Genomic DNA, 24,075 nt, shown 5'->3' with positions numbered 1-24,075 from the left:
GCCGTGGCGGGTGCCGCGAACAGCGGGACGACGCCGATCAGTCCGGCCGCCAGCATGAGCGGCGCCGCGCCGCCGCGGACGGCGCGGGCCGATGCGGTCCAGATCTCGATCACGCAGCCGGCCACGACCGCCCCGAGCGCCGCGGGGGCGTCGTGCGGACCGGCACCGACGAGCAGGGTCCCGAGCGTGACCGCCGTCCCGACCGCGCCGACCAGGTGCAGAACCGGCCACTGCAGCGGGCGCCGCAGCGGCAGGGTCGCCGCCGCGAGCACCAGGGTGAAGCCGCCGAGCAGGTAGCCGTCGCCTGCGAGCGGCGGCGCCAGGACGAACGCGGGCGCGTACACCAGGATGGCGAGCCACTGCGACCGCCAGCGCGCCGCGAGCACGAGGCCACCCAGTGCGATCAGCCCGGCCGCGGCCACCCCCACCGGGTGCGCCGCCCAGTGGTAGATACCGGTCACCGCCACGACGTCCAGGTACGCCGCGGCGCAGCCGGTGGCGCTCAACGCCATCTCGCCGACCCGCAGGCCCCGACGGTGGCACGCCCACGCGGCCGCTACCAGCCCCGCGGCGAGCGCCGCGCCCAGCCCGACGCGCACCGTCGGGCCCAGCAGCCCTGCCTCCGCGGCCAGGGCGAGCAGCAACGCCACCCCGGTCGAGGTGACCACGGCGCCCCCACCCGCCAGGACCCGCGCGACGGTCCACGAGCGGTCACGGGGTTGCGCGGATGGCCGCGGCGCCGGGGTCCACGTCGGGGCGGCAGGCCGAGGAATCGGCGGCGCTGTGGGGACGGGCAGAGGTTCAGCCGGCTGGGGCGCGGTCGGCGGTGCGGGGACGGCGGCGGCGATCCCGGCGAGCTCGCGCTGCATCCACGCCAGGCGCCGGACGGTGATGTCGAGCTCGACCGCGAGCCGGTCGAGACGGGGGCGGGTGTCGTTCATACCCTCCACCGTTCCGTGGCGGCGGCCGCGATGGATGCGTACGACTACTCGAGCCGCATGGGTGGTTACAGCCGGCTGGTGGCCACCGACAGACCGGGCGAGGTGGCCACGGACAGCGACGACGGCGTGGGATCCCGATCGATCACATGCGCACCGAGCGTCGCGATCATCACGCCGTTGTCCGTGCACAGCCGCGGCTTAGGCACCCGCAACTCGAAACCCGCTGCGTCGCACCGCTCCTGCGCGAGCTCGCGCAGCCGCGAGTTGGCAGTGGCCCCGCCGCCCAGCACGATCGTCTCCACGCCCACATCCTGCGCCGCGCGGATCGCCTTGAACGTCAACACATCCGCGACCGCCTCCTGGAACGACGCGGCGATATCCGCCAGGCCCAGCTCCCGCCCCGCGGCGCGCTCGGCCTCCACGTGTCGCGCCACGGCCGTCTTCAACCCGCTGAACGAGAAGTCGTATCGAGCGTCCTGCTGCCTCGTCATGGCGCGCGGGAACCGGATCGCGTCACGGTCACCGCTGCGGGCGAGCTCGTCGATCACCGGTCCGCCCGGGTAGCCGAGTCCCAGCAGGCGCGCGACCTTGTCGAAGGCCTCGCCCGCCGCATCGTCGACGGTGGTGCCGAGCTCGGTGATGGGCTCGGCGAGATCCTCGACGTGCAGCAGGTGCGTGTGTCCGCCGGAGACGAGCAGCGCCACGCACGCCGGCATCGGCCCGTGCTCGAGGGTGTCGACGGCGACGTGCCCGCCCAGATGGTTGAGGCCGTAGAAGGGCACGTCCCATGCCGCGGCGTACGCCTTGGCCGCAGCGGCACCCACCAGCAGGGCCCCCGCCAGCCCCGGCCCGACGGTGGCGGCCACCGCGTCCGGCCGCTCGACTCCGGCCTGCGCGAGCGCACGCCGCATCGTCGGGACGATGGCCTCCAGGTGCGCGCGGGACGCGACCTCAGGCACCACTCCCCCGTACCGGGCGTGCTCGGCGACCGACGAGGCGACCTCGTCGGCCAGGAGTTCGCACGTCCGGCTGCCGACGTCCCAGCGGACCAGGCCCACGCCGGTCTCGTCGCACGAGCTCTCGACACCCAGGACGATCACTGCTTCTCCTCTTCGGCCGGCGCCGGGCGGCGCATCGTGTAGGCGTCCGCGCCCGACGGCCGGTAGTACCGCTTACGCAACCCCACCCGCTCGAATCCGACCCGCTCGTACAGCTCGATCGCCCGGTCGTTGTCGGTGCGGACCTCCAGGAACAGGGGACCGCCGTGGGCCTCGGCGTCGGCGAGCAGCGCGGCCAGCAGCGCCCGGCCCACGCCCCTCCCCTGGTGGGCGGGGTCGACGCCGATCGTGTGGATCTCCGATTCCGGCTCCGCCGCCGAACCGAGCAGGCCGATCGCGGCGTAGCCGATCAACACCTCGCCGTCGCGGGCCGCATAGACGCGCACGTGCGGCTGCCGCAGCTCGGACACGAAAGCCCGTGCGGGCCAGGGGTCGTCGCCGGGGAACAGGATCCGCTCCAGTTCGGCGCAGCGCGGCGCGTCGGACTGCCGCAGCGGTCCGACTGTGAACTCGCGCGACGCCGAAGAGGACTCAGGCGCCACGGAACGCCATCTCCACTGCGTCGGGGCGGCGCAGGTACAGCGGCACCAGCGGCCGCGGCGGGGTGCCGATCAGCGGTGCCCCGACGGCGGCGAGGGTCGCGGGCGTCGGCGCACCTTCGGCCAGCACGCGCGCCCCGCCACCGTCGACGGTGGCGGCGCGCCAGTCACCGTCGAGCCCGAACTCGGCGGGTGCGCACACGCCGGGCCCGGCGGTCCGGACACCGTCGGCGTATCGGGCCCAGTACACCTCTCGGCGCCGCGCGTCGGTGAGCACCAGGACGTCACCGTCACCACCCACCCCGATCGCGTCCAGGCTGCACACGCCGTGCACCTCGATGCCGAGCGCGTCGCCGAACGCGGCGGCGGTGGCCATGCCGACCCGCAGTCCGGTGAACGGACCGGGTCCGCAGCCGACGATGACCGCGCCCAGGTCCGCACGCGCCACCCCGGTCTCGGCGAGGCACTCGAGGATGAACGGGGTGAGCACCTCCGCATGGCCGCGCGAATTCGTCTGGCCGCGCTGGGCGAGCACCGTCGCGGCATGCGGGGCGTGGGGGTCGAGGTCGACGACGCCCACCGTGAGCGACGGCGTGGCCGTGTCGAGGGCGAGGACGAACACCCGTGCAGTCTACTGAGCGCTCGGGTGCTACCGAGCGACCACGTACCCCAGCGCACAGGCACCCAAGGACACCAGCAGGGACACCGTGGCATAGGTGACGGCGGCGACGTTGCGTCGCTCCTGCAGTAGCCGGACCGTCTCGACGCTCGCGGTGCTGAACGTGGTGTAACCGCCGCACAGGCCGGTGGCCAGCACCGTCTCGAGCGATCCGTCGATGGAGTGGCCGGCCAGCAGGCCCGCGAGCGAGCCCAGTACGAGCGAACCCGTCACGTTCACGACGAACGTCGCCCACTGGCCCATGCGGGTCCAGCGGTATCGGATCGCGCCGTCCACCAGGAGCCGCAACGACCCGCCGAAGCCGCCGACGAGCACGACGAACAGCGCGGTCACCGTCGCACCGCCCGCCGCAGGCCCCTTCCGATCCGGCGGACCGGACTCGCCATGGCGACTCCCGCGGTGGCTGCCAGTACGCCGCCCGTGATCGTCGCGACCACGTACACCAGAGCCGTGCCGACGTCGGCACCGGCGAGCATCGTGTGGATGTCGAGCATGAACGTGCTGTACGTGGTCAATCCGCCGCAGAAGCCCGTGCCCAGCAGCAGGCGGGTGTGCCGGCGCACCCCGTGATCGGGCCCCGAGAGGACGAGCGTCTCGAGCAACACACCCAGCACGAACGCGCCGACCATGTTGACGATGAACGTCGACCAGGCGAAGTGCCCCGGCGACGTGGGCAGCAGGCGCGCCAGACCGTACCGTGCGGCGGTCCCGACCGCGCCGCCCACGAACACCAGCGCGATGCTCGTGGGACGCAGGTGCAGTGGGCGCGGCGCGGCGGACCGCGACGACGTCTGCTCCTTACGGACGAGTGGGCCGGTCATGACCGCTCACCCGTCGGCTCGACCGGAACCAGGACGATGGGCACGGTGTGGTTGTGGGCGATGACCCCCCGTGCGAAGCGGTTGCCGAAGAACTCGTCGAGCACACCGAGCAGCCCGCTGTGCGGGCTGCCGAGGACCACCGCATACGCACCGACCTCGCCGGCAACCCGCAGGAGCAGCTTGGACGGCGACTCACCGCGGGCCACGTGATAGGTCCACCCCGCTGTCACCGCCCCCAACAGCTGCTCCTTGGCGGCACGTGCGAGGTCGTCGAGGCGCTGGTCGACCAGTTCCTCCCAGTCGCCGGAGTCCGGGTCCATCGGGGTGTCGGCGAAGTCGTGGATGTGCACCACATCGACCCGGGCGCGGATGCGTTCCGCGAGATCGGCGGCGAACCGCAGGGCGGCTACGCTGGACGGATCACCGTTCCAACCGACTACCAGGTTGGGATCGCCGGGCGTGTACCGCTCGGACGTGTGGTCGACGAACACCGATCCGGATCGGTCCATCTCCACCGCGGGCGCTCCCGCACCTCCGCCGTCCGTACCACCGTCTTCACCGGACCGCGCCGTGTGGTCGGGCACCGTGTACCTCCTCCGCAGTCGCCGTCCCGGCGCGGAGTCGGCTCCGACCACCGGGACACTCGTGTCGCAGGAACTATCAGCACTGGTGCGGTTCGGGATCGATACTCCCTGGCGAGTTCCATCACCGGTGGTGAACACTACCCCGCATCGAATAGGCGATGCCACTCGAACGCGCGACCGAAAGCGCCGTGGCAGGCGTGTTTCCAGCGACGACCGGCGGACTGTGACCGATTTCACACCCGTCATCCGTGCGGCCGCCTCGCAGCTGCTGTCCGGCCGCGCGGTCAGCCCTCGAGCGGCAACGCGAGCGCCGCGATCAGGCGTTCGGCGACGGCACGCACCTCGGCACGCGCCCGATCCGGGTCGGCGGCGCGCGAGACGTACAGCGCGGACTCGTCGATCGCCCCGAGCAGCACGTGAGCGGTGGGGCGGACCGGCTGATCGGGGATCCGGCCGATCGCGATCGCGTGGTTCATGAGCCCCTCGATGACGGCGAGACCGTAGGCCTCACCTCGCGCACGCCACTCCTCCCACCCCAGGACGGCCGGCGCGTCGATGAGCAGGATCCTGCTCATCCCCGGGTCGGTGAGCGCGGCGACGACCTCGTCGAACCCACGCAGCAACGCGGCCAGCGGGTCGTCGTCGCCGGCCTCGGCGACGATCGCCATCGCGCGTCCCACCGCCTCGGCCTCGGTGTCCTCGTAGACGGCGGTGAACAGCCCGAGCTTGTCCCCGAACTGGTGGTAGAGCGCGCCGCGGCTCACGCCGGCCGCCTCGACTATCGCCTGGGTGCCCACATTGCCGTAGCCGTGCTCGGCGAACAGGCGCCGGGCGGCCGCCGTCAGGGCCGCCTTGGTTGCTGCCGTGCGGTCGGCCTGGGTCCGCCTATTGACTTCCATACAGGTTGCACGTAACTTTCATACAGAGTGTTCGTAAATCTTCGCACGAGAGCAGGCCATTCGATGCCCACCTCCTCACTCCCCTCCGGAACCGTCGAATACCGCGTCTACGGGCCCGATGGATCAGAACGTCCCCCCGTCGTCTTCGTCCACGGTGTGCTCGCACCCGCCGCCCTGTGGCACGAGGTCGCCGCCCGCCTCGGCGCGGCCGGATTCCGATGCTATGCCCCCGACTGGCCGCTCGGTTCGCACCGCATCCCGTGGGGGTCGTCGGCCGACCGCTCCCCCGCCGGTGCCGCGCGGCTGATCGCCGACTTCCTCGAGGCCCACGATCTGCGCGGCGCGACCCTGGTCGGCAACGACACCGGCGGCGCGCTCTGCCAGTTCCTCGTGGACGCGCGCCCAGACCTGGTGGGGCGGCTGGTACTGACCAACTGCGACGCGTTCGACCAGTTCCCACCGCAGCCCTTCAAGGCCACTCTGGGCCTGATGAAGTCGAAGGTGATCACCCGGATCATGCTGCCCGCCATGTGGTTCCGATCGATACGGAATTCACCACTGGGCTATGGACTGCTCGCGACCGACCCGGATCCCGCGTTCACCGCGGCGGCGATCGCCCCACTGCGCGACGCCGCGATCCTCGACGACCTCGTGGCCTTCCTCCGGCAGGTACGGCCGGCCGATCTGGCGGCGGTGACGTCGCGTCTGGAGTCGTTCACCGCTCCCGTCGCACTGGTGTGGGGCATGGCCGATGGCGCGTTCACGCCGGCGCTCGGTCGGCGACTCGCAGCGGCGATCCCGGGCGCGACGTTCACCGAGGTCCCCGGCTCGCGGACGTTCGTCGCCCTCGACCGGCCCGAGGCCGTGGTCGACGCGGTGACCCGGATCAGCGCGGTGCCGACGGCGAGCGGCCCCGATCTGTCATAGGGCGGGTGCACGATGGAGTCATGGTCAACGCACAGCGCATCCGCGACGCCGACGTCCCCGACTGGGCGCCGATCCTCCGCACCCTCCGCACCCGCTTCGAGACCGGGTCGTTCGCGGCCGGCGTCCGGCTGGTCGACGCGTTCGGCGCGGCCGCCGACGCCGCGAACCACCACCCCGAGATACTTCTGACGTACGGCCACATCGACGTGCGGTTGACCAGCCACGACGCCGGCGAGGTCACCGACCGGGACATATCCCTGGCACGGACGTTCTCGGGAATCGCAGCGGCGCAAGGCGTCTCGGCGCGGCCGACCGCGATCACGGTGGTCGAGCTGGGCTTGGACACGGCGGACAGTACCGCGATCGCGCCGTTCTGGGCCGCGGTACTCGGCGCGCCGCTGGGCGCCGACGGCGACGTGCCCGACCGCACCGGCTTCGGGACGACGATCTGGTTCCAGGACACCGATCTCCATGATCCGCCGCGCCAGCGGTTCCACCTCGACGTGATCGTCGACCCGCGCGAGGCGCCAGAACGGATCGCCGCCGCCCTGGCGGCGGGTGGAACGCTCGAATCCGATGCCGCCGCACCGCGATTCTGGGTGCTCGCCGACCCACAGGGCAACCATGCCTGCATCTGCACCCAAGAGGATCGCTAGTCCTCAACCATCCGGGCGCGGCTTCTTCGCCATCACCCGTACCGTTACCCGACGAACATCAAGGACGATGCCGTTCACGAGATGGTGAAGAAGATCGCGGCGATCACCGGGGAGTCGCAGGCCGGCGCCGTGCGCTCCGCCCTCGAGTGCAGCATCGTCGCGGATTCGGTGACCGATCCTGTGGTCGCGGCGCGGCTCGGCGAACTGCTCCGGCAGACCGCAACGGAGGTGGTCGACGTGACCCGGGAGCAGGCGGAGATCGCGCGCCGCGCGTATCGCGACTTCGGCCGCGGGAGCGGCCACCCCGGCGGATCAGACCCCTCCGGTCCGCCACTCCCACTCGGCCGTCCGCACGTCGGAGCCGGCCGCGCGTGTGAGCTTCACGTGCAGGTGGCGGTCGGTGAGCCGTTCTGCGACACCCTCACCCCACTCGACCACCACCACGGAGTCCGCGAGATCCGAGTCGAGGTCCAGCGCGTCGAGCTCCCCCAGCCCGCCGAGCCGGTAGGCGTCCACGTGGATCAGGCCGGGGCCACCGTCGGCCCCGGGCGCGTGCTCGCGGGCGATGATGAACGTCGGGCTCGACACCCGTCCCGTCACCCCGAGTCCCGCGGCGATGCCACGTGTCAGCGCGGTCTTGCCCGCGCCCAGCGGGCCGTCGAGGATCACCAGATCCCCCGCGGCCAATGCGCCCGCGAGCTCACGGCCGAGCGCCTCGGTGTCCTCCACCTCCGGCAGCGTGCGGACCTGCACGGTCACGACGCCGCGACGGTCGCCCGGGCGACCAGCTCGGCGATCTCCAGCGCGACGTTATCCGCGGCCTCCATGATCAGCATGTGCCCGGCGCCCGAGAGCACCACGAAGCGGCAGTCCAGCTCCTGTGCCATGTGCTCGGAGCTGCCCAGCGGGGTCATCCAGTCGTGGTCGCCGCACACCACTGTGGCGACGACTCGGCGCAGCGTGGCGAGGCCGGCCCGCTCGTCGTAGCGCTCCAGCGCGGTGAAGAAGCCGGCCATCGTGGCCAGCGGCACGGTCAGGCTCATCGACGACGAGAACCGTTCCATGGTCGCGCTGCGCCTGCCGGGGCCGTACGAGCCCGCCACGATCAGCGGGCCGATCAGCGGTTTCGCGATCTCCCGCCCGTGCCCGACCACCGTCGGCAGGTAACGGATCACGAGGCGGAAGATGTCGATGATCGGGTTCGTCAGGTTGGCGGCGAGCCCGGTCTCGGTGAGTCCGTGTGCGGACGTACCCAGTAGGCCCACACCCACGATGCGGGAACCGAACAGCTCCGGGTGCCGGCTCGCGCAGGCGAAGATCGCCATGCCGCCCATCGAGTGCCCCACCAGCACGACCGGCCCCGTCGGGGCGAGGGCGTCGAGCACCGTCACGATGTCGTCACCGAGCAGCTCGACCGTGCTCTGCTCCGCCGTGGCCGCACCCGAGTCGCCGTGCCCGCGGCAGTCCGGGAACACCATGCGCACGCGCGGGCCCCACCGCCGCTCCAGCTCGGCCCGGACGAACAGCCAGCTGGCCGACCGCAGGGTGAAGCCGTGCACGAACACCACGGTGACGGGCGCGTCCAGCGGCCCCACCTCGCGGACGTGCAGCGGGATCCCGTCGTGGCTGAGGATCACCGACTCGCGATCGGCGGCGAAGGCCAGGTCGAGCCCCTCGAGCGGATCCGGGCCGTCGCGCCGCAGGCCCAGGACGCGGCCGGCGTAGGTGACTCCCGCCGACGTGGCCACCGCGAGCGCGCTGCCCAGCCCCACCACGACGGGCGGCACCGGCACCTTGATCCCCGTCACCGCGACGTCCCCGGCCCCTCGGCGCCCACGTATCGACGTACGACGCGACCGTGCACTCCGGTGAGGATCTCGTAGTCGATGGTCCCCACCGCGTCGCCCCAGTCGGCCGCGGTCGGCTCACCCGGCCGGTCGCCGCCGAACAGGACCGCGGTGTCCCCCTCGGACACGCCGCCACCGTCGGGCCCCAGGTCCACCACGAACTGGTCCATGCACACACGCCCCACCGCCGGGAACCGGCGTCCGCCGATCGCCACCTCGAACCGGTTGCTCAGCGAGCGCACAACGCCGTCCGCGTACCCCGCGGGGACCAGTCCGACGACGGTGTCGCGCGGTGCGATCCAGGTGTGCCCGTAGCTGACGCCGTCGCCGGCGGCGAGACGCTTGATCAGGATCACCGGCGCCGCCAGAGTCATCGCGGGCCGCAGCCCACAGTCGTCGCCGGCGAGGGGCGACCGGCCGTACACGGCGATGCCGGGACGGACCAGGTCGAACCGCAGGTCGGCGCGGGTGAGTGTGGCCGCCGAGTTGGCCGCGTGCACTGCGACGGGATCGAGCCCCCGCGCGCGCAGATCCGCGGCCGCGGCGATCAGGCGGTCGCGCTGGACGTCGAGGAACGGGTGCTCGGGCAGCTCCGCGTGCGCGAGGTGTGTGAACACGCCGTGCAGGCGCACGGCACCGTCTGCCACGGCCCGCGCGAGGGCGTCGACGGTGGCGGCCCACTCGGCGGGTGCGACGCCGTTGCGCGACAGCCCGGTGTCCACCTTGACGTCGACGACGGCGGTCACGGCGGCCGCATGCGCATCGGCGACGATCCCGGCGAGCTGCCGCGGGGAGCTGACGCCGAGCCGGACATCGGCCTCGATCGCGGCGCGATACCCCCTCGTGGACAGCCACGACAGGATCGGTGCGGTGATCCCCGCGGCGCGCAGCGCGAGCGCCTCGTCGACAGTGGTGACGCCGATCTCGGCCGCTCCGGCGTCGAGGGCGGCGCGAGCGATCTGCGGTGCCCCGTGGCCGTAGCCGTCCGCCTTGACGACCGCCATCACCGGTGTGCCGCCGGCGCGGTCGCGGAGGATCGCGATGTTGTGGGCGACGGCGTCGAGGTCGACGACCGCGGTGAGGCGGTCGACCGCCACCGGTGCGCTCTGGGCTGGTGTGGTCATGGCTTCGCCAGGATAGCCCGCGCCTGCGACGCGGCCGGGCGTCAGGATCCCGCCGTGCGCGATCCAGGTGGCCTGCCGGCTTCCGGGAACTCGTCCTGCGCGGCGACTGGTCCTGTCCCACATCGCCGACTTCACCACCGACCCGCTGGACGCCGCGCAGTGGCAGCGCTGGGCGAAGGCGGGCTACGACGGGCCGGTCACCGTCGCCGCCGACCTGCAGATTCACCAGCTGGCCTGAGCACCTCACGCAGTACCCGCGGGACCGCGGCCGAGATGCGCGACGCCGACGTCGGCGCCCCGCCCGCGGCCCGCGCCGCGGCGAGCGAGTGCACCCGCGTCGCGAGGCTGCCGGCCTGTAGGGGCGACCGGCCCGCGGCCAGCAGTGCGCCGCACATCCCGGTGAGCACGTCACCCGACCCCGGAGTCGCGGCCCATGGGCTGCCGACCGTGTCGACGGTGGTGTCGCCGACCGGATCGGCGACGACGGTGACGAAACCCTTCAGCAGCACCGTCGCGCCCAGCTCTCGGGCCAGGGTGCGGGCGGCGGCGACGCGGTCACCGGCGTCCAGCAGCGCCTTCGCGGCCGGCGAGACGGCGTCGGCGAGCCGCGCGAACTCGCCCGCGTGCGGAGTGAGCAGGGTGGGCGCTTCCCGCCGCACGGGGTTGCGCGCGAGCAGGGTGAGGGCGTCGGCGTCGACGACCATCGGGAGGTCGGTGGCGAGCAGCGCGGCGAGGTCGGCGGCCGAGGTGTCGTCGGTGCCGAAGCCGGGGCCCACCGCCCACGCCTGGACCCGTCCCGCGTCGGCGGGGTGGTCGACGGCGACCACTTCCGGCCACGTGGCGAGCACCTGTTGCCGCGCGGTGCCGGCGTAGCGGACCATGCCGGATGTGGCGCGCACCGCGGACCCGGTCGCCAGCACCGCCGCCCCCGGGTACGTCGCGCTGCCCGCTGCGATCCCGACCACGCCCTGTGAGTACTTGTCGTCGTGTTCGCCGGGGACCGGCCAGAAGTCGCGGATGTCGCCGTCGTCGAAGGACACGAGGTCCGCGCCGTCGAGTTCCAGCCCGATGTCGATCAGGTCGACCCGGCCGCACGCGGCGGGTGCGAGCGCGTGCACGGGCTTGTACGCCCCGAATGCGACGGTGACGGCGGCCTGGACGTGCGGCCCGTCCGCCACCCCCGTCGTCACGTCCACGCCCGACGGGGTGTCGGCCGCCACGATCGGGGCGTGTAGGGCGCCGACGATGCTCGCGGCCGCGGGTCGCAGCGGCCCGTGTCCGGAGATCCCGACGATGCCGTCCACCACCAGATCCGGGCTGCCGGGAACGTTCACCACGCGACCGCCTGCGCTGCGCAGCGCGTCGAGTCCTGCGGCATGGGTGCGATGCGGGGCGAACAGCACCGCGCCCACCGCCACGCCGCGTCGGCGCAGGAAGACGCCCGCGTGCAGGGCGTCACCACCGTTGTCACCCGAGCCGACCAGCAGCGTCACCCGTCGGCCCGTCACGCCGCCGGTGCGCGCGCGCAGCTCCGCGGCGACGACCTGGGCGAGCCCGTAGGCGGCGCGCCGCATGAGGGCGTCGTCGGGCAGCGCGGCGAGCAGTGGCGCCTCCGCCGCCCGCACCGAGTCCGGGCTGAAGTAGCCGCGCATGGTCCGCTCCTATTCGACGGTGACCGACTTGGCCAGGTTCCGCGGCTTGTCCACGTCGTAGCCCCGGGCCTGCGCCACCTCGGCGGCGAAGATCTGCAGCGGCACGGTCGCGAGCAGCGGCTGCAGCAGCGTCGGGGCGGCCGGGATCTCGATCAGGTGGTCGGCGTGCGCCGCTGCGGCGTCGTCGTCCTTCTCCGCGATCACGATCGTCCGAGCGCCGCGGGCCTGGATCTCGCGGATGTTGGACACCAGCTTGCTGTGCAGCACCGCCCGACCGCGCGGCGACGGCATCACCACGATCACCGGCAGACCGTCCTCGATCAGCGCGATCGGCCCGTGCTTGAGCTCGCCCGCGGCGAAGCCTTCGGCGTGCATGTACGCGAGTTCCTTGAGCTTGAGCGCTCCCTCGAGTGCCACCGGGTATCCGACGTGCCTGCCCAGGAACAGCACGGTGCTCTCGGACGCGAGCTCGCGCGCCAGCTCCCGGACCTGCTTCTCGGTGCCCAGCACCTGCTGCACCAGCGGCGGCATGGCCTCGAGCTCACGGTATTCGCGGGCCACCTCGTCGGGATACTTGGTGCCGCGGGCCTGGGCGAGCGCCAACCCCACCAGGTAGTTCGCGGTCACCTGCGCGAGGAACGCCTTGGTCGAGGCGACCCCGATCTCCGGCCCGGCCCGTGTATAGAGGACGGCGTCGGACTCGCGGGGGATCTGCGCACCGTTGGTGTTGCACACGGCGAGGACGCGGGCCTTCTGCTCGCGCGCGTGGCGGACGGCCTCGAGGGTGTCTGCGGTCTCGCCGGACTGGCTGATCGCGACCACCAGCGTGCTGCGGTCGAGGACGGGGTCGCGGTACCGGAACTCGCTGGCCAGCTCCACCTCGCAGGGCAGCCGCGTCCAGTGTTCGATGGCGTACTTGGCCACCAGCCCCGAGTGGTACGCGCTGCCGCAGGCCACGATGAACACCTTGTCGATATCGCGCAGGTCCTGATCCGTCAGGCGCTGCTCGTCGAGGACGATGCGGCCCTTCTCGAAGTGGCCCCGCAGCGTGTTCTCGACGGCGGTGGGCTGCTCTTCGATCTCCTTGAGCATGAAGTAGTCGTGGCCGCCCTTCTCGGCGGCCTCGAGGTCCCAGTCGATGCGGAACGGCGTGCCGTCCTGCTGGGTGCCGGCGAAGTCGGTGATCGTGTAGCCGTCGCAGGTGATGGTCACCACCTGGTCCTGGCCCAGCTCGACGGCGTCGCGGGTGTGCTCGATGAACGCGGCGACATCGGAACCGAGGAACATCTCGCCGTCGCCGACGCCCACCACCAGCGGCGTCGACCTGCGCGCGGCGACGATGGTGCCCGGGTGGTCGACGTGGCAGAACAGCAGGGTGAACGCGCCGTCGAGACGCCGGAGCGCGGCGTACGCCGACGCGACGAAGTCCCCGGCCGTCGGTCCCGCGGCGTACTCGCGCGCGACCAGCTGCACGGCGACCTCGGTGTCGGTGTCCGAGGCGAACTCGACACCGTCGGCCTCGAGCTCGGCGCGCAGCGCGGCGTAGTTCTCGAGGATGCCGTTGTGCACCACCGCGAATCCGGCCGCGGTGTGCGGGTGCGCGTTGCGATCCGTGGGGCGACCGTGCGTGGCCCAGCGGGTGTGGCCCATGCCGGTGGTGCCGGCGAACCGATCCGGCGCGGTGGCGGTCGCCTCGGCCAGCGCTTCGGTCAGGTTCACGAGCTTACCCGCGCGCTTCAGGGCGGTGACGGTGCCGGATTCCGCAGCCCGCTGCCCCGCCGACTCATCCGGCCCACTCGCTGCGCTCCCGGCGCCGACGACCGCGACCCCGGCTGAGTCGTAGCCGCGGTACTCCATCCGTCGCAGCGCCTCCACTACGACACCCAGAGCCGGACGGTGGCCGACGTAGCCCACGATTCCGCACATGGGGGCAAGGCTACGGCAGCGGACACACCGATCCGGGCTATGCACTACCGTTGTCGCCGTGGCGGATGCGAAGAAGCTGGTGAAGCAGTTGGCGCGGCGTGGTCCCCACCGCGTTCTCAAGGGCGACCTCGGGGTCGCCGGCCTACCTGGCGTGATCTACACGCCCGAGTCCGGCATCAATCTGCCCGCGGTCGCCTTCGCCCACGACTGGCTGACCCCGGTCAAGCGGTACAGCCGTACGTTCGAGCACCTCGCGTCGTGGGGCATCGTCGTCGCCGCACCGGCCACCGAGCGCGGCCCGCTGCCGTCCGACGGCCGCCTCGCGATCGACCTGTCCACGGCACTCGACGTGATCACCGAGGTGCGCCTCGGCAGCGGCGAGATCACCGTGAACCGCGGGCGGCGCGCCGTCGTCGGGCACGGCTCGGGTGCTGGCGCGGCGCTGCTCGCCGCGGACGGGGACGAGGGTGTCCTCGCGCTCGCCGCGCTCTTCCCCGCGCCCACTTCTCCGCAGGCCGCCGAGGCGGCCACGCGCCTGACGGTGCCGGCGCTGCTGCTCGCGGCCGCCGGCGACGTGGCGTCGGTGCGGTCCAACGCCGCCGAACTCGCGGCTGCATACGGCGGAGCCGCGCAGCTGCGGGTCATCCCCGACGGTGTCGCGGGCGGTCTGCCCGAGGGCCGCCTGAACCCCGGCGCGGCGCTCGGCGTCACGAAGCCCGACAAGGCCACCCAGAAGGCGGTGCGCACGGTGCTCACCGGCTTCCTGCTCGCGACCGCGGGACACGATTCGACCTATTCCGACTTCGCCGCCTCCGACACCGATCTCGGCGACGTTGTGGTGTGGCGTCCCGAGGACGAGGAGGAGCCGAAGCGCCCGACTCCCCTGGACGTCATCCGCGGGCGGTAGGGCCTACAGCCTTCCATCGGGGCGACGCCGCGCGTTGACGGAAGTACGTCAGGTGCTCGAACAACCGATCGTTCGACTCGGGCAGGCCTCCAGCCCGAGCGAGCCCGATAGTCTCGGCGACCTCGTCGGACGGCAGATCGCCACGCCCGGGGCCGATGACGAGGAACTGGACGAGGGCCGCCACGCGGTCCCGTCAGTCACGGGTGAGCCAGCTCGGCGGCGGCCCGTCATCGCGACGCACGGTCCGGATCGGCTCGGTGATCGGAGCCTCCTCCTCGACCACTCCCAATTCCTCGAGCATCGCCGCGAGCAGCGCGTCGCGACGTGCCGTCCGTTCCGCCTGTGCCGCGCGGTCGTAACGCATGGTCATCTCTCCCCTCTCGAAGTTCCGTTCCCACAACGGAACAGTCGTGGCGGCGGCGCGCCGCTACTCTGTCAGCGCGAACTCGGCGCCGGTCCGGTTTCCGGCGCCGGGCGGGTTCGGCGCACAGCCACCCGGCTTGGGATCGGCGCCTAGGAGTGGGCCTGGATACCCCGACTGCTTCCCGCCGCCCGCGGTGTGGTCGGCGCCCGGGTGTCCACCGGCCTTGTCTGCGGCGGGCTTGTCTCCACCCGGCTTGTCTCCGCCGCTCGGCTGCGCGGGCTCGGGCTGCCGCGGCGCCTGCTGCCCACCGGATTCCGCTCCGCCCTGACCGCTACCGCCGCCCGTCGGGGCGCCACCGCCGCCCGTCGCGCCCGCGTCCGGCAGACCCTGCTGGGCCGAACCTGCACCGGCGGCAGCGGGTTTCGCATCCGCGCCCACACATGGGCCGTGTGACGCGCCGTCGGCGTCGACGGTGAGCGTCGCCTTATCGACGGTACCGTCGGGCCAGGTGACGGTGACGTCCACCGTCACCCCGTCAGCACGCAGCGTCGCGCTGATCGTGCGACCTGCGGAGTCCGTCGTGGTCGTGGTACCCGGCTGCTTGCCGTGCTGCTTCGGGTCGTCCCCCTTCGCTCCCGGGTCCTTCGGGTCGGCCGTGTCGCCGGGATCCTTGCCCCCGCCGCGCTTGTCCCCGGTCTCCTTATCGCCGGCACCCCGGTCACTGTGGCCCTTCTCCCCGTCCCTCTTCTCCCCGGCCCCCTTCTCACCTGCATCGGTGGCCACAGCCCCCTTGTCCCCCGACGTCTTCGTGCCGTGCTCACCCGACCCGGACTCGTGCCCACCCAGCCCCAGCTGCTCCGCGATCTTCGGTATCAGCGACGACAGCCACGACGGCATCCCGCCGCCGTCCGATCCCGTGCCGCCCATACCGCCGAAGCCGGTCCCGAGACCGTTCCGACCGAACCCGCCCGAGCCACTCCCGGCGGGATCACCCCCAGCCGGGCCGTTCTGCCCGCCGCCGCCCGTCCACATACGGGTGCCCGTCGACATACCTGCGCGCCCTGCGCCACCTCCCGGCTGCGCGACGCCGGCGAACCCGGCCCGGTCGCTCGACGCAGGCATCGCCCCGGCGAAAGGCTGGGACGAATGCGGCTGCACTGCACCCGATCCCCCACCTGCGGTGGTGGTCGGCGCCGCCGTAGGGGCGCTCGTGCGTGCACCGCCGCCACCCCCGGCCGTAGACTGCGCCCCAGCTCCTCCGGCACCGGCTGCGCCGCCCGAGCCGGCCGCCGGCTTCGCCCCACCGCTCTTGTCGTTCCCCGCGCTACCCGGCACCGTCGCCCCGCCCGGTCCCACGGCACCGACGCGCGGCCGTCCCGCCTCCACCACCGGCGGCGTGAACGACGGCAGCGGGAAGATGCTGGTGTCCAACGACTTCGAGGCATCACACACCCGTTGATAGGCGTCGCGCACCTTGTCGCTGGCCTGCTCGACGATCTCGTCGAACTGCGCGATGTCCGCGGTGAGCTGTTCGGCGAACCGGCGCCACAACGACATGTTGCCGCTCAACGAGTCCGGCGCCACGAAGGTCAGGGAGGGGAGCGTCGCCGCCAGACCGGACCGGCTGAACTCGCCGATCAGACGCACCTTCTCGGTGACGGCGCCCTGCACCGCGCCGGGCACCGCGTCGAGGGCGTCTGCGGCGGCCGCGAGCACAGCTGCGATCGGCTCGGCCCGCCGCTGATGTGCGTCCATCTGCCGGAGCGCAACTGTACCCGTGGCATCGGGCCACGCAGTGGCCACCGCCGCCCGGCAGCCGTACTGAACCACCTTCTCCCGCCTGGCCGTATCGGCCTGGGCCCGCAGCACACCGGCGTCGGCGCGCAGCGCGTCGAGGTCGATGTCGAGCTCGCGGTGGTAGCGGGACACGAAGTGCTCCTGCCAGTCCGGCCAGTTCCCGGGGGCGACACGGCGGGCGATCTCCAGCATCCTCTGGAAGTACGTCAGGGATGCGAAGCCCGCCTGCAGGATCGCGTCCAGCTCACCGGCCACCGTCGGCCCCCGCCCCGCCCGCGGCACCTGCACCTGCACCTGCACCTGCGATGGTGCCTGCACCGCCACCGTCGGCCTGCGCGACCGCGCCCGCCGAGCCGGTCAGGGCCTTCCCGATGACGGCGCTGCCGTCGCGCCAGCGCTCGATCGCGACGGCGATGTCCTCGAACGTCTTCGTCAAACGTGCGCCGCTGTCGCGATAGAAGCTACCGAGATCGGTCTCCTTCGCGCGATGTCGGCGGATCCGCGTCGCGGCACTGCCCAGCTCCCCCGCCGAGTCGACGAAGGCCCGTCCCTCGCGGCGCACCGCGGTGACGTCGATCTCGGTGCCGGCACCCATTGCTCCCCCTACCCGGCCGCGGTGTCGCGCGCGGCCAACCGGTGTGGGCGCCGCCCTCCCCGGCGACGTCCTCTACCAATTGGACGCACCAGCCACCGGTTCGGTTCCCGATCCGATCGCCCCGCGGGGCGGGCACAGCCGAACTCCCCACCGACCAGCGGGCGCCGTCGGGCGCGGCTCAGACCTCGACGCCGGCGTCCCGCAACGCGGTCAGCAGCCCATCCGGCCGCTGCGTCACGGGCGCCGGATCGACGAGGGCGAAGGGCATGCCTAGGGCACGGCAGCCACCGTCGGCCTCCTCACTGTCACCCACCATCAGAGTCGCCGCGGCCGGCGTGCCGAGCGCGGCGAGCCCCGCCTCGAAGATCGCCGGCGACGGCTTCGCCGCACCCACCTCGAAGGACAGCAGGAACGCGTCGACCAGATCGTCGATCCCCTCCCGCTCGAACGCGGGCCGGATGTCGTAGGCGATGTTCGACAGCACGCCGATGCGCAACCCACCTGCTTTGAGCGCCGACAGCGCCTTCGCGGTGTCCGGGTAGACCGTCCAACAGTCCGGATCGGACACGCGCAGGTAGAGGCGCTCCCGTTGCTCGGCGTCCACGACGCCCGACGTCTCGAGCACGTAGTGATACACACGTCGGTGCTTGGCGGGGTCGAGGTCGCGCTGATGCCAGTCGGCCTCCATGTCCGGCTCCATCGGCACCGGTAGTCCCATGGGCGCGGTCATCCGGCGCATCAGCTCCGCCTGGTGCTCGCCCTCGATCGGCACGCCGCCGGGGCCGGTGTAGCCCGCGAACCACGACGGGTCCCCCTCCAGCCGGAACAGCGTCCCGGAGAAGTCGAACAGCACGCCGCGTAGATCAGTCATAACGCCGATCGTATAGTCCGCTCATCACCGAACACCGCGTCGACCGGGACGGTGCCCGCTCAGCCGATCAATCCGGCGAGGCGCTCAGCGGTGCCGCGCGCGGCGTCCTCGGTGGGCGCCTCGACCATGACACGGATCAGCGGCTCGGTCCCCGACGGGCGCAGCAGGATCCGGCCGTTGTCGCCCAGCGCGGTCTCCTCCGCGGTGAGCGCCGCCTGCAGGTCGGGCGCGGCCATCGCCGCGACCTTGTCCTCGACGCGCACATTGACCAGCACCTGCGGCATCTTGGTGACGACGGCCGCCAGGTCGCGCAGCGACCGGCCCGACGCGGCCATCACGGCCATCAGCCGCAGGCCGGTCAGGACACCGTCGCCGGTAGTCCCGAACGCGGGCAGCACGACGTGCCCGGACTGCTCCCCGCCGAGTGCGAATCCGCCCGCGCGAAGCTCCTCGAGCACGTACCGATCGCCGACCGCAGTGGTGCGCAGCGTGATCCCCGCCGCGCGCATGGCGATGTGCAGGCCCAGGTTGCTCATGACGGTGGCGACCAGGGTGTTGTCGGTCAGCTCACCGGCCGCGGCCATGTCGAGCGCGATGACGGCCATGATCCCGTCACCGTCGATCACGGTACCGTCGGCCGCGACGGCGAGGCAGCGGTCGGCGTCGCCGTCGTGCGCGAGCCCCAGGTCGGCACCGTGCGCCAGCACCGCGGCGCGCAGCGACTCCATGTGGGTGGAGCCGCACTCGTCGTTGATGTTCAGCCCGTCGGGCTGGTCGTGGATCGCGATCACCTCCGCGCCGGCGGCGCGGTAGGCCTTCGCCGCCACCGTCGATGCGGCGCCGTTCGCGGCGTCCACGACGACCGTCAGCCCGGCGAGCGACTGCGTCAGCGCCGACCCGAGGTGGGCCACGTACCGATCGACGGCGTCGGGTGCGCGCCGAATGCGACCGATCGCGGCGCCGGTGGGGCGCGGCGGGTCCTTCTCCGCCAGCGCCGCCTCGATCTCGTCCTCGACGGCGTCCTCGAGCTTGTGGCCACCCTTGGCGAAGAACTTGATCCCGTTGTCGGGCATGGGGTTGTGCGACGCCGAGATCATGACGCCGAGCGTCGCGTCGTACGCGGCCGTGAGGTACGCGACGGCCGGCGTCGGCATGACCCCCACCAGCAGCACGTCGACCCCTGTCGACGCGAGCCCGGACGCAACACCCGCCGTCAGCAGCTCGCTCGAGGCGCGCGGGTCCCAGCCGACGACGGCGAGGGGGCGGGCGCCCTCCTCCGCCGGGCGGGCCAGCACTGTGGCCGCAGCCTGGGAGAGGGTGACGGCGAGCTCCGCCGTCAGGTCGGCGTTGGCGAGGCCACGGACCCCGTCGGTCCCGAACAGACGCCCCATTGAGTCAACTCCCGGTGGTGAGAAGGGTGGAGATCCGCCCCGGCGAGGGCGGTGAGCACCCCGGCTGCCGAGGTGGTCGAGAAAGACCAAGGCAGGCACCCACGGGCGACGCGGGTGCCTGCCTTGGACACGTACAGGGTTTCGCAATCAGCGCTTGCTGTACTGCGAGGCCTTGCGGGCCTTCTTCAGGCCGTACTTCTTGCGCTCGACGGCACGCGGGTCACGGGTGAGGAAGCCGGCCTTCTTCAGGGCCGGGCGATCCTCCGGGGTGACCTCGACGAGCGCGCGGGCAATGGCCAGGCGCAGGGCGCCGGCCTGGCCGGACGGGCCGCCGCCGTGCAGGTTGGCGTGGATGTCGAACGACTCGGTGCGCTCGACGGTGACCAGCGGGGACTTGACCAGCTGCTGGTGCACCTTGTTCGGGAAGTACGCCTCGATGCTGCGCCCGTTGAGGAAGAACCCACCGTTGCCGGACATCAGGCGCACGCGCACGACGGCCTCCTTGCGGCGACCGACGGTCTGGATGGGGCGCTCGACGACGACGGGGCCACGCGGCTCGCGGGTCTCGCCGGCCACGGCCTCGGGCGTCTCCGACGTGTACTCGCTGGGGACGACCTCGGCGTCGGAATCGAAGCTCTCGACTGCGTCGCTCACTGGGACACCTGCTTGATCTCGAAGGGAACCGGCTGCTGCGCGGCGTGGGGGTGGTTGGGGCCCGCGTAGACCTTCAGCTTGCCGCCGATCGCGTTGCCCAGCTTGTTCCGGGGGATCATGCCCAGAACAGCCTTCTGCACGACCCGCTCGGGGCGGGTGGCGAGCACCTCGGCGATGGTGCGCGACCGGAGACCACCGGGGTGGCCCGAGTGCCGGTAGTGGCGCTTGTCGGAGAGCTTGTTGCCGGTCAGGGCGACCTTCTCGGCGTTGATGATGATGACGTAGTCACCGGAGTCGATGTGGGGCGCGAACGTCGGCTTGTGCTTGCCGCGCAGCAGGTTGGCAGCTGCGACGGCGAGGCGGCCGAGCACCACGTCAGAAGCGTCGATGACGTGCCACTGACGGGTCACGTCACCCGCTTTGGGGGTGTATGTAGGCACAGGAGGTTCCTCTGCGTCGATATCGGGTGCTGGTCCAGCGGGCGACAGAGCTGCTTCCGGCGACCAACGGGGACCCGGGGCTCGACTGCACGCCCATCCGGTCGAGACCGGACGGGGCGCGTCACACACCAGCGGCCCAGGTTACGCGGCCGCGGGCCCGCGGGTCAAAACGTCGATCGGTGCGGTGACGCGCCGGCGATCGATAGCCTGGCTCATATGACGGACCTCGCCGAACCCACCACCGACCGGGCGCCGTCGCCGCAGTGGACGCCCGCCCAGCGGCTGACGTTCCGGCTGCTGTTCACCGTTGGCGGGGGGCTGCTGCTCCTGTCGATCTACGGCAACGCCGGCCTGTTCCTGGTGACCCAGCCGATCGTGCGGGTGCTGGCCCAGCTCGGCAGTCTGGTCGCGCGCGGCCACGGCGTCCGCTACGAGACATCGAACGTGGGCGACACGATGGCGATCTGGTGCGCGCACCTCGGGTGGATCCTGGTGTCGCTGCTGATCACCGCGGTGTGGACCGCGCTCGACCGCCGGCGGCGTGACTACCGGTCGCTGGCCGGGCTCCTGCTGCTGCTCGCGCGGTTCGGGCTCGCGGTGTCGATGATCGTCTACGGGATGGCCAAGGTGATCCCCACGCAGATGGGGTTCATGGCACTGCCCACCTACCAGCTGCAGCTGACCGGCGACACCAGCCTGATGGGCACCCTGTGGGGGTTCATGGGGGCGTCGACGCCGTACTCGGTGGCGACGGGGTCCGTCGAGCTGGCGGCGGGGCTACTGCTGCTGTGGCGCCGCACGACGCTGCTGGGGTCTGTGATCGCGGTCGTGGCGATGACCCAGGTGTTCCTGCTCAACCTCTGCTATGACGTGCCGGTCAAGTTGGTCTCGGGCGAGATGCTGTTGATCGCGCTGGGCCTCACGTCGCCGTACTGGCGCCCGCTGGCGCGCCTGGCGTTCGGGCTCGGCCCGGCACAGCCGGTCCCGCTCTGGCCGCCGGCCGGCGCGGGCCGGCGGTGGCTGCGGCGCACCGCCGCGACTGTGAAATGGCTGGTGGCCGGTGGCTACCTGGTGGGGCTGGCGTGGGTCGGAGTGTGGGCGGTGATCGGCATGCACAGCCCGCAGTCGGGCGCCGACGGCGTGTGGCGGGCGACGTCCGTCACCGTCGACGGCACCGAGGCGACGGTGACGACGGTGCCCGCCCCGTGGGTGAACGTCGCCGTCAGCACTCGGCGCGCGGGATACGCCGGGCTCACCAGCCAGACGCCGAGCGGCTACGTCACGGCGTGGTACCTGACGGTCGACGGTGACCGGCTCGAGCTGCGCGAGCGGCGCACGGACCCGCCCACCGTCCTGACGTTCCGGCTCGTCGGATCCGACGGCATGGTGCTCACCGGCACCCTCGACGGGCACCGGTTCGTGGGGCACTACGAGCGGCGCGCCATGCAGCGGGCCGCGTCCCACTTCCGCCTCATCGAGCCGACCCCGCCGTAGACCTCCCCAACGGCGAGGTCGGCGGACGACGGGTTCTGGGATGGGGCCGGATCGTCGAGCAGTCCGGCCGCGAAATCGAGCACCTGCTGCGGAACCGAGCGTCCATTGAAAGCGTGCCCACCACTCCCTGCGATTGTCGGCGCGATGCTTCTTCAGCAGGGTGACCACCACGATCGTCGCGGCGACGGATGCCGCGAACAGCGTCAACCCGGATCCGGGCGGTCATCCGTCCCTCCTCGCCGCGAGTGCCACCTGCACCAGCTCGTTGCCGCGGGTGCGGGAGACCCACGTACCGCGCCCCGCGGGCATGGCGCTCATCTTGACCCCGCCGAGGACGCTGCCCTCATCGCGCGAGCCGCTCATCAGCAGTCCGTCCGCGGTGAGGTCGCGCACCCGCCCCAGGAACGGCTCGTACAGGCCTCGCGCGAGCCCGCCACTGCGGCGGGCGAGGATCACTCGCAACCCCACGTCGCGGGCCTGCGGCAGCAGTTCCAGCAGCGGCGCGAGCGGGTTGCCGGCCGCACCCGCCACGAGGTCGTAGTCGTCGACGACCAGGTACACGTCCGGGCCCGCCCACCAGGATCGCGCCCGCAACTGCTGAGGGGTGACGTCCTCGCCGGGGCAGCGGGCCCGCAGGAGTTGGGCGAGCTGAGCCGCCATCGGGGTGAGGGCCTGCGCGGAGGTGGCATATCCGCCGAGGTGATCGGGCGGCACCACGCCGAGTAGGGTCCGGCGGTAATCGACCAGGACGATCTTCGTCTGGTCCGGTGTGCCTCCTGCGACGAGTGACGCCGTGATGGTCCGCAACAACTCCGTCTTGCCGCATTCGGCGTCGCCGAACACCAACAGGAACGGCTGCGCCTCGAACCGCAGTACCGCCGGCGCCAGCTCGGCCTCGCCGATCCCGAACACCACATCCGACGGCGATCGGTCGCGGCGCACGGGGATCTCTTCGAGGGCCACAGCGGCGGGCAGCATCCGTACCTCGGGTGCCCGCTCGTCATACCGGCCGGCGATGTCGGCGGCCGCGGCGGCCACCGCATCCGGGAGACCGTCGGCCCCGGTGTGCCCGTCGCAGCGGGGCACCGCGATCAGCATGTGCAGGTGCTCGGCGGTGAGGCCGCGCCCCGGCCTGCCGAGCGGCACCAGCGCCGCGACGCGGCGTCCCATCTCGGAGTCCATGGGGTCGCCGAGCCGGAGCTCGATCCGGGTGCCGAGCTGGTCCTTGATCGCCGGGCGGATCTCGCCCCACCGCCCCGCGGCCACCACGAGATGCACGCCGTACGACAGTCCTTGCGTGGCGATCTGGGTGATCTGTGTTTCGAGCGATTCGAACTCGGCCCGCAGCACGGACCACCCGTCCACCACCAGGAACGCATCGCCGTGGGGATCCGCCGCACCTGCCGGGTGCGCGCGGTACTGCGCGATCGACTCGATCCCGAGCTCACGGAACACGGACTCGCGGCGCCGGATCAGCCCGGCCACCTCCGCTACGGTGCGGCGCACCCGGTCGCCGTCCAGCCGCGAGGCGACCGACCCGACGTGCGGCAGCGCCGCGAGACCGGCGAGCGAGCCGCCACCGAGGTCGATGCAGTAGAACTGCACCTGCCGCGGCGTGTGCGTGAGCGCCGCGGCGAGGACCAGGGTGCGCAGCGCCGTCGACTTGCCCGACTGCGGGCCGCCGACCACGACGACCCCGCCCTGCGCCCCGGCCAGGTCGACCAGCAGCGGATCCCGGCGCTGGTCGTAGGGCCGGTCGACGACGCCGATCGGCAGCGTCAGCTCCGCCTGGGGGCCGCACGCCTCGACCACCGTGCCCACCGCCGGCGCCTCGTCGAGCGGCGGCAGCCACACCTCGTGCGCGGGTCGGCCGTGCCCCGCGAGACGCGCGACGACGGTGGACAGGACG

At 72.4% G+C, this 24,075-nt stretch carries 26 protein-coding genes, 1 pseudogene and 1 riboswitch; of the genes and pseudogenes, 6 read left to right on the top strand and 21 right to left on the bottom strand.

Annotated elements, in window-relative coordinates:
- From ABD908_RS20045 to ABD908_RS20010, 8 genes are all read right to left on the bottom strand, one after another.
- Positions 1-941, bottom strand: a 941-nt coding sequence (locus ABD908_RS20045) for a DUF2339 domain-containing protein (protein WP_344999270.1), incomplete at its 3' end; no start/stop codon positions are given.
- Between the two features lie 65 nt (positions 942-1,006).
- A complete protein-coding gene (tsaD, locus tag ABD908_RS20040) occupies positions 1,007-2,041 on the bottom strand; it encodes a tRNA (adenosine(37)-N6)-threonylcarbamoyltransferase complex transferase subunit TsaD (protein WP_344999268.1) in 1,035 nt (344 codons plus the stop codon).
- Positions 2,038-2,541, bottom strand: a complete 504-nt coding sequence (gene rimI / locus ABD908_RS20035) for a ribosomal protein S18-alanine N-acetyltransferase (protein ID WP_344999266.1) — start codon at positions 2,539-2,541, stop codon at positions 2,038-2,040. Before rimI ends, tsaD begins: the two co-directional genes overlap by 4 nt.
- On the bottom strand, positions 2,531-3,160 hold the full coding sequence (gene tsaB, locus ABD908_RS20030; RefSeq protein WP_344999264.1) for a tRNA (adenosine(37)-N6)-threonylcarbamoyltransferase complex dimerization subunit type 1 TsaB: 630 nt from the start codon (positions 3,158-3,160) through the stop codon (positions 2,531-2,533). The genes rimI and tsaB overlap by 11 nt, the downstream gene beginning before the upstream one ends.
- Before the next feature lie 27 nt (positions 3,161-3,187).
- Entirely contained in the window at positions 3,188-3,550 is a 363-nt protein-coding gene (locus tag ABD908_RS20025) for a fluoride efflux transporter FluC (RefSeq protein WP_344999262.1), read from the bottom strand.
- On the bottom strand, positions 3,547-4,038 hold the full coding sequence (locus tag ABD908_RS20020) for a fluoride efflux transporter FluC (RefSeq protein WP_344999260.1): 492 nt from the start codon (positions 4,036-4,038) through the stop codon (positions 3,547-3,549). Before ABD908_RS20020 ends, ABD908_RS20025 begins: the two co-directional genes overlap by 4 nt.
- Positions 4,035-4,622, bottom strand: coding sequence for a universal stress protein (locus tag ABD908_RS20015; RefSeq protein ID WP_344999258.1), 588 nt, complete (start codon positions 4,620-4,622; stop codon positions 4,035-4,037). The genes ABD908_RS20020 and ABD908_RS20015 overlap by 4 nt, the downstream gene beginning before the upstream one ends.
- A gap of 60 nt (positions 4,623-4,682) precedes the next feature.
- Positions 4,683-4,757, bottom strand: a riboswitch (Fluoride riboswitch).
- 149 nt (positions 4,758-4,906) lie between these two features.
- Positions 4,907-5,521, bottom strand: coding sequence for a TetR/AcrR family transcriptional regulator (locus tag ABD908_RS20010; RefSeq protein ID WP_344999256.1), 615 nt, complete (start codon positions 5,519-5,521; stop codon positions 4,907-4,909).
- Positions 5,522-5,584: 63 nt separating this feature from the next.
- Here ABD908_RS20010 and ABD908_RS20005 point away from each other — a divergent pair, with 63 nt between their 5' ends.
- From ABD908_RS20005 to ABD908_RS27685, 3 genes and pseudogenes are all read left to right on the top strand, one after another.
- The gene (locus ABD908_RS20005; RefSeq protein WP_344999254.1) at positions 5,585-6,448 is read left to right on the top strand and encodes an alpha/beta fold hydrolase; all 864 of its coding nucleotides are present in this window, start codon (positions 5,585-5,587) and stop codon (positions 6,446-6,448) included.
- A 20-nt stretch (positions 6,449-6,468) separates the two neighbouring features.
- Positions 6,469-7,104, top strand: coding sequence for a VOC family protein (locus ABD908_RS20000; RefSeq protein WP_344999252.1), 636 nt, complete (start codon positions 6,469-6,471; stop codon positions 7,102-7,104).
- 81 nt (positions 7,105-7,185) lie between these two features.
- Positions 7,186-7,290, top strand: a pseudogene (locus ABD908_RS27685) (hypothetical protein); the annotation flags it as partial.
- A gap of 126 nt (positions 7,291-7,416) precedes the next feature.
- Here ABD908_RS27685 and tsaE read toward each other — a convergent pair.
- From tsaE to alr, 3 genes are read right to left on the bottom strand one after another with little or no spacing between them, the layout of a single operon-like run.
- Complete coding sequence (tsaE, locus tag ABD908_RS19990) at positions 7,417-7,863, bottom strand: tRNA (adenosine(37)-N6)-threonylcarbamoyltransferase complex ATPase subunit type 1 TsaE (RefSeq protein WP_344999248.1); 447 nt, start codon at positions 7,861-7,863, stop codon at positions 7,417-7,419.
- Positions 7,860-8,912: an alpha/beta fold hydrolase gene (locus tag ABD908_RS19985; RefSeq protein ID WP_344999245.1), complete on the bottom strand. Its 1,053-nt coding sequence runs from the start codon at positions 8,910-8,912 to the stop codon at positions 7,860-7,862. The genes tsaE and ABD908_RS19985 overlap by 4 nt, the downstream gene beginning before the upstream one ends.
- Entirely contained in the window at positions 8,909-10,075 is a 1,167-nt protein-coding gene (alr, locus tag ABD908_RS19980) for an alanine racemase (protein WP_344999243.1), read from the bottom strand. The genes ABD908_RS19985 and alr overlap by 4 nt, the downstream gene beginning before the upstream one ends.
- Positions 10,076-10,142: 67 nt before the next feature.
- Between alr and ABD908_RS19975 the strand changes: the two genes are divergently transcribed.
- Positions 10,143-10,313 (top strand): hypothetical protein, encoded by a 171-nt coding sequence (locus ABD908_RS19975; protein ID WP_344999241.1) that lies wholly within the window; start codon positions 10,143-10,145, stop codon positions 10,311-10,313.
- On the opposite strand, the gene ABD908_RS19970 is transcribed toward ABD908_RS19975, so the two are convergent.
- Together ABD908_RS19970 and glmS are read right to left on the bottom strand one after the other, a co-directional pair.
- Positions 10,273-11,727, bottom strand: a complete 1,455-nt coding sequence (locus tag ABD908_RS19970; protein WP_344999239.1) for an NAD(P)H-hydrate dehydratase — start codon at positions 11,725-11,727, stop codon at positions 10,273-10,275. The two genes, ABD908_RS19975 and ABD908_RS19970, sit on opposite strands and share 41 nt — an antisense overlap.
- Before the next feature lie 9 nt (positions 11,728-11,736).
- Positions 11,737-13,653 carry a glutamine--fructose-6-phosphate transaminase (isomerizing) gene (gene glmS, locus ABD908_RS19965; protein ID WP_344999237.1) on the bottom strand — a complete coding sequence of 639 codons (1,917 nt, stop codon included), beginning with the start codon at positions 13,651-13,653 and terminating at the stop codon, positions 11,737-11,739.
- 58 nt (positions 13,654-13,711) lie between these two features.
- Between glmS and ABD908_RS19960 the strand changes: the two genes are divergently transcribed.
- Entirely contained in the window at positions 13,712-14,560 is an 849-nt protein-coding gene (locus ABD908_RS19960; RefSeq protein ID WP_344999235.1) for a dienelactone hydrolase family protein, read from the top strand.
- 193 nt (positions 14,561-14,753) lie between these two features.
- Here the strand turns inward: ABD908_RS19960 and ABD908_RS19955 are convergent, their stop codons facing one another.
- The 7 genes from ABD908_RS19955 to rplM form a co-directional block, all read right to left on the bottom strand.
- Positions 14,754-14,930 (bottom strand): hypothetical protein, encoded by a 177-nt coding sequence (locus ABD908_RS19955; protein ID WP_344999233.1) that lies wholly within the window; start codon positions 14,928-14,930, stop codon positions 14,754-14,756.
- Positions 14,931-14,987: 57 nt separating this feature from the next.
- Positions 14,988-17,039 carry a hypothetical protein gene (locus ABD908_RS19950; RefSeq protein WP_344999231.1) on the bottom strand — a complete coding sequence of 684 codons (2,052 nt, stop codon included), beginning with the start codon at positions 17,037-17,039 and terminating at the stop codon, positions 14,988-14,990.
- Positions 16,966-17,316, bottom strand: coding sequence for a hypothetical protein (locus ABD908_RS19945; RefSeq protein ID WP_344999229.1), 351 nt, complete (start codon positions 17,314-17,316; stop codon positions 16,966-16,968). Before ABD908_RS19945 ends, ABD908_RS19950 begins: the two co-directional genes overlap by 74 nt.
- Before the next feature lie 178 nt (positions 17,317-17,494).
- Positions 17,495-18,187: an HAD family hydrolase gene (locus ABD908_RS19940; RefSeq protein ID WP_344999227.1), complete on the bottom strand. Its 693-nt coding sequence runs from the start codon at positions 18,185-18,187 to the stop codon at positions 17,495-17,497.
- Positions 18,188-18,246: 59 nt separating this feature from the next.
- Positions 18,247-19,578 carry a phosphoglucosamine mutase gene (gene glmM, locus ABD908_RS19935; protein WP_344999225.1) on the bottom strand — a complete coding sequence of 444 codons (1,332 nt, stop codon included), beginning with the start codon at positions 19,576-19,578 and terminating at the stop codon, positions 18,247-18,249.
- Between the two features lie 147 nt (positions 19,579-19,725).
- Entirely contained in the window at positions 19,726-20,232 is a 507-nt protein-coding gene (gene rpsI, locus ABD908_RS19930; RefSeq protein ID WP_344999222.1) for a 30S ribosomal protein S9, read from the bottom strand.
- Positions 20,229-20,672 (bottom strand): 50S ribosomal protein L13, encoded by a 444-nt coding sequence (gene rplM, locus ABD908_RS19925; RefSeq protein WP_344999220.1) that lies wholly within the window; start codon positions 20,670-20,672, stop codon positions 20,229-20,231. Before rplM ends, rpsI begins: the two co-directional genes overlap by 4 nt.
- 216 nt (positions 20,673-20,888) lie before the next feature.
- Here rplM and ABD908_RS19920 point away from each other — a divergent pair, with 216 nt between their 5' ends.
- Positions 20,889-22,166, top strand: a complete 1,278-nt coding sequence (locus ABD908_RS19920; RefSeq protein WP_344999218.1) for a hypothetical protein — start codon at positions 20,889-20,891, stop codon at positions 22,164-22,166.
- Between the two features lie 222 nt (positions 22,167-22,388).
- Here ABD908_RS19920 and eccCb read toward each other — a convergent pair.
- Positions 22,389-24,075, bottom strand: a 1,687-nt coding sequence (eccCb, locus tag ABD908_RS19915) for a type VII secretion protein EccCb (RefSeq protein WP_344999215.1), incomplete at its 5' end; no start/stop codon positions are given.

This window comes from Tsukamurella soli (assembly GCF_039541155.1).
Lineage (GTDB): Bacteria > Actinomycetota > Actinomycetes > Mycobacteriales > Mycobacteriaceae > Tsukamurella > Tsukamurella soli.
This window is presented reverse-complemented; position numbering and strand designations above follow the sequence as displayed.

Bases quoted from the DNA above. Each gene is read 5' to 3' on its own strand.
- ABD908_RS20005 (WP_344999254.1), top strand. From the start codon at position 5,585: ATGCCCACCTCCTCACTCCCCTCCGGAACCGTCGAATACCGCGTCTAC.
- ABD908_RS20010 (WP_344999256.1), bottom strand. From the start codon at position 5,521: ATGGAAGTCAATAGGCGGACCCAGGCCGACCGCACGGCAGCAACCAAG.
- glmS (WP_344999237.1), bottom strand. From the start codon at position 13,653: ATGTGCGGAATCGTGGGCTACGTCGGCCACCGTCCGGCTCTGGGTGTC.
- ABD908_RS19970 (WP_344999239.1), bottom strand. From the start codon at position 11,727: ATGCGCGGCTACTTCAGCCCGGACTCGGTGCGGGCGGCGGAGGCGCCA.
- ABD908_RS19920 (WP_344999218.1), top strand. From the start codon at position 20,889: ATGACGGACCTCGCCGAACCCACCACCGACCGGGCGCCGTCGCCGCAG.
- ABD908_RS20000 (WP_344999252.1), top strand. From the start codon at position 6,469: ATGGTCAACGCACAGCGCATCCGCGACGCCGACGTCCCCGACTGGGCG.
- alr (WP_344999243.1), bottom strand. From the start codon at position 10,075: ATGACCACACCAGCCCAGAGCGCACCGGTGGCGGTCGACCGCCTCACC.
- ABD908_RS20020 (WP_344999260.1), bottom strand. From the start codon at position 4,038: ATGACCGGCCCACTCGTCCGTAAGGAGCAGACGTCGTCGCGGTCCGCC.
- glmM (WP_344999225.1), bottom strand. From the start codon at position 19,578: ATGGGGCGTCTGTTCGGGACCGACGGGGTCCGTGGCCTCGCCAACGCC.
- ABD908_RS19955 (WP_344999233.1), bottom strand. From the start codon at position 14,930: ATGACCATGCGTTACGACCGCGCGGCACAGGCGGAACGGACGGCACGT.
- ABD908_RS19940 (WP_344999227.1), bottom strand. From the start codon at position 18,187: ATGACTGATCTACGCGGCGTGCTGTTCGACTTCTCCGGGACGCTGTTC.
- ABD908_RS19945 (WP_344999229.1), bottom strand. From the start codon at position 17,316: ATGGGTGCCGGCACCGAGATCGACGTCACCGCGGTGCGCCGCGAGGGA.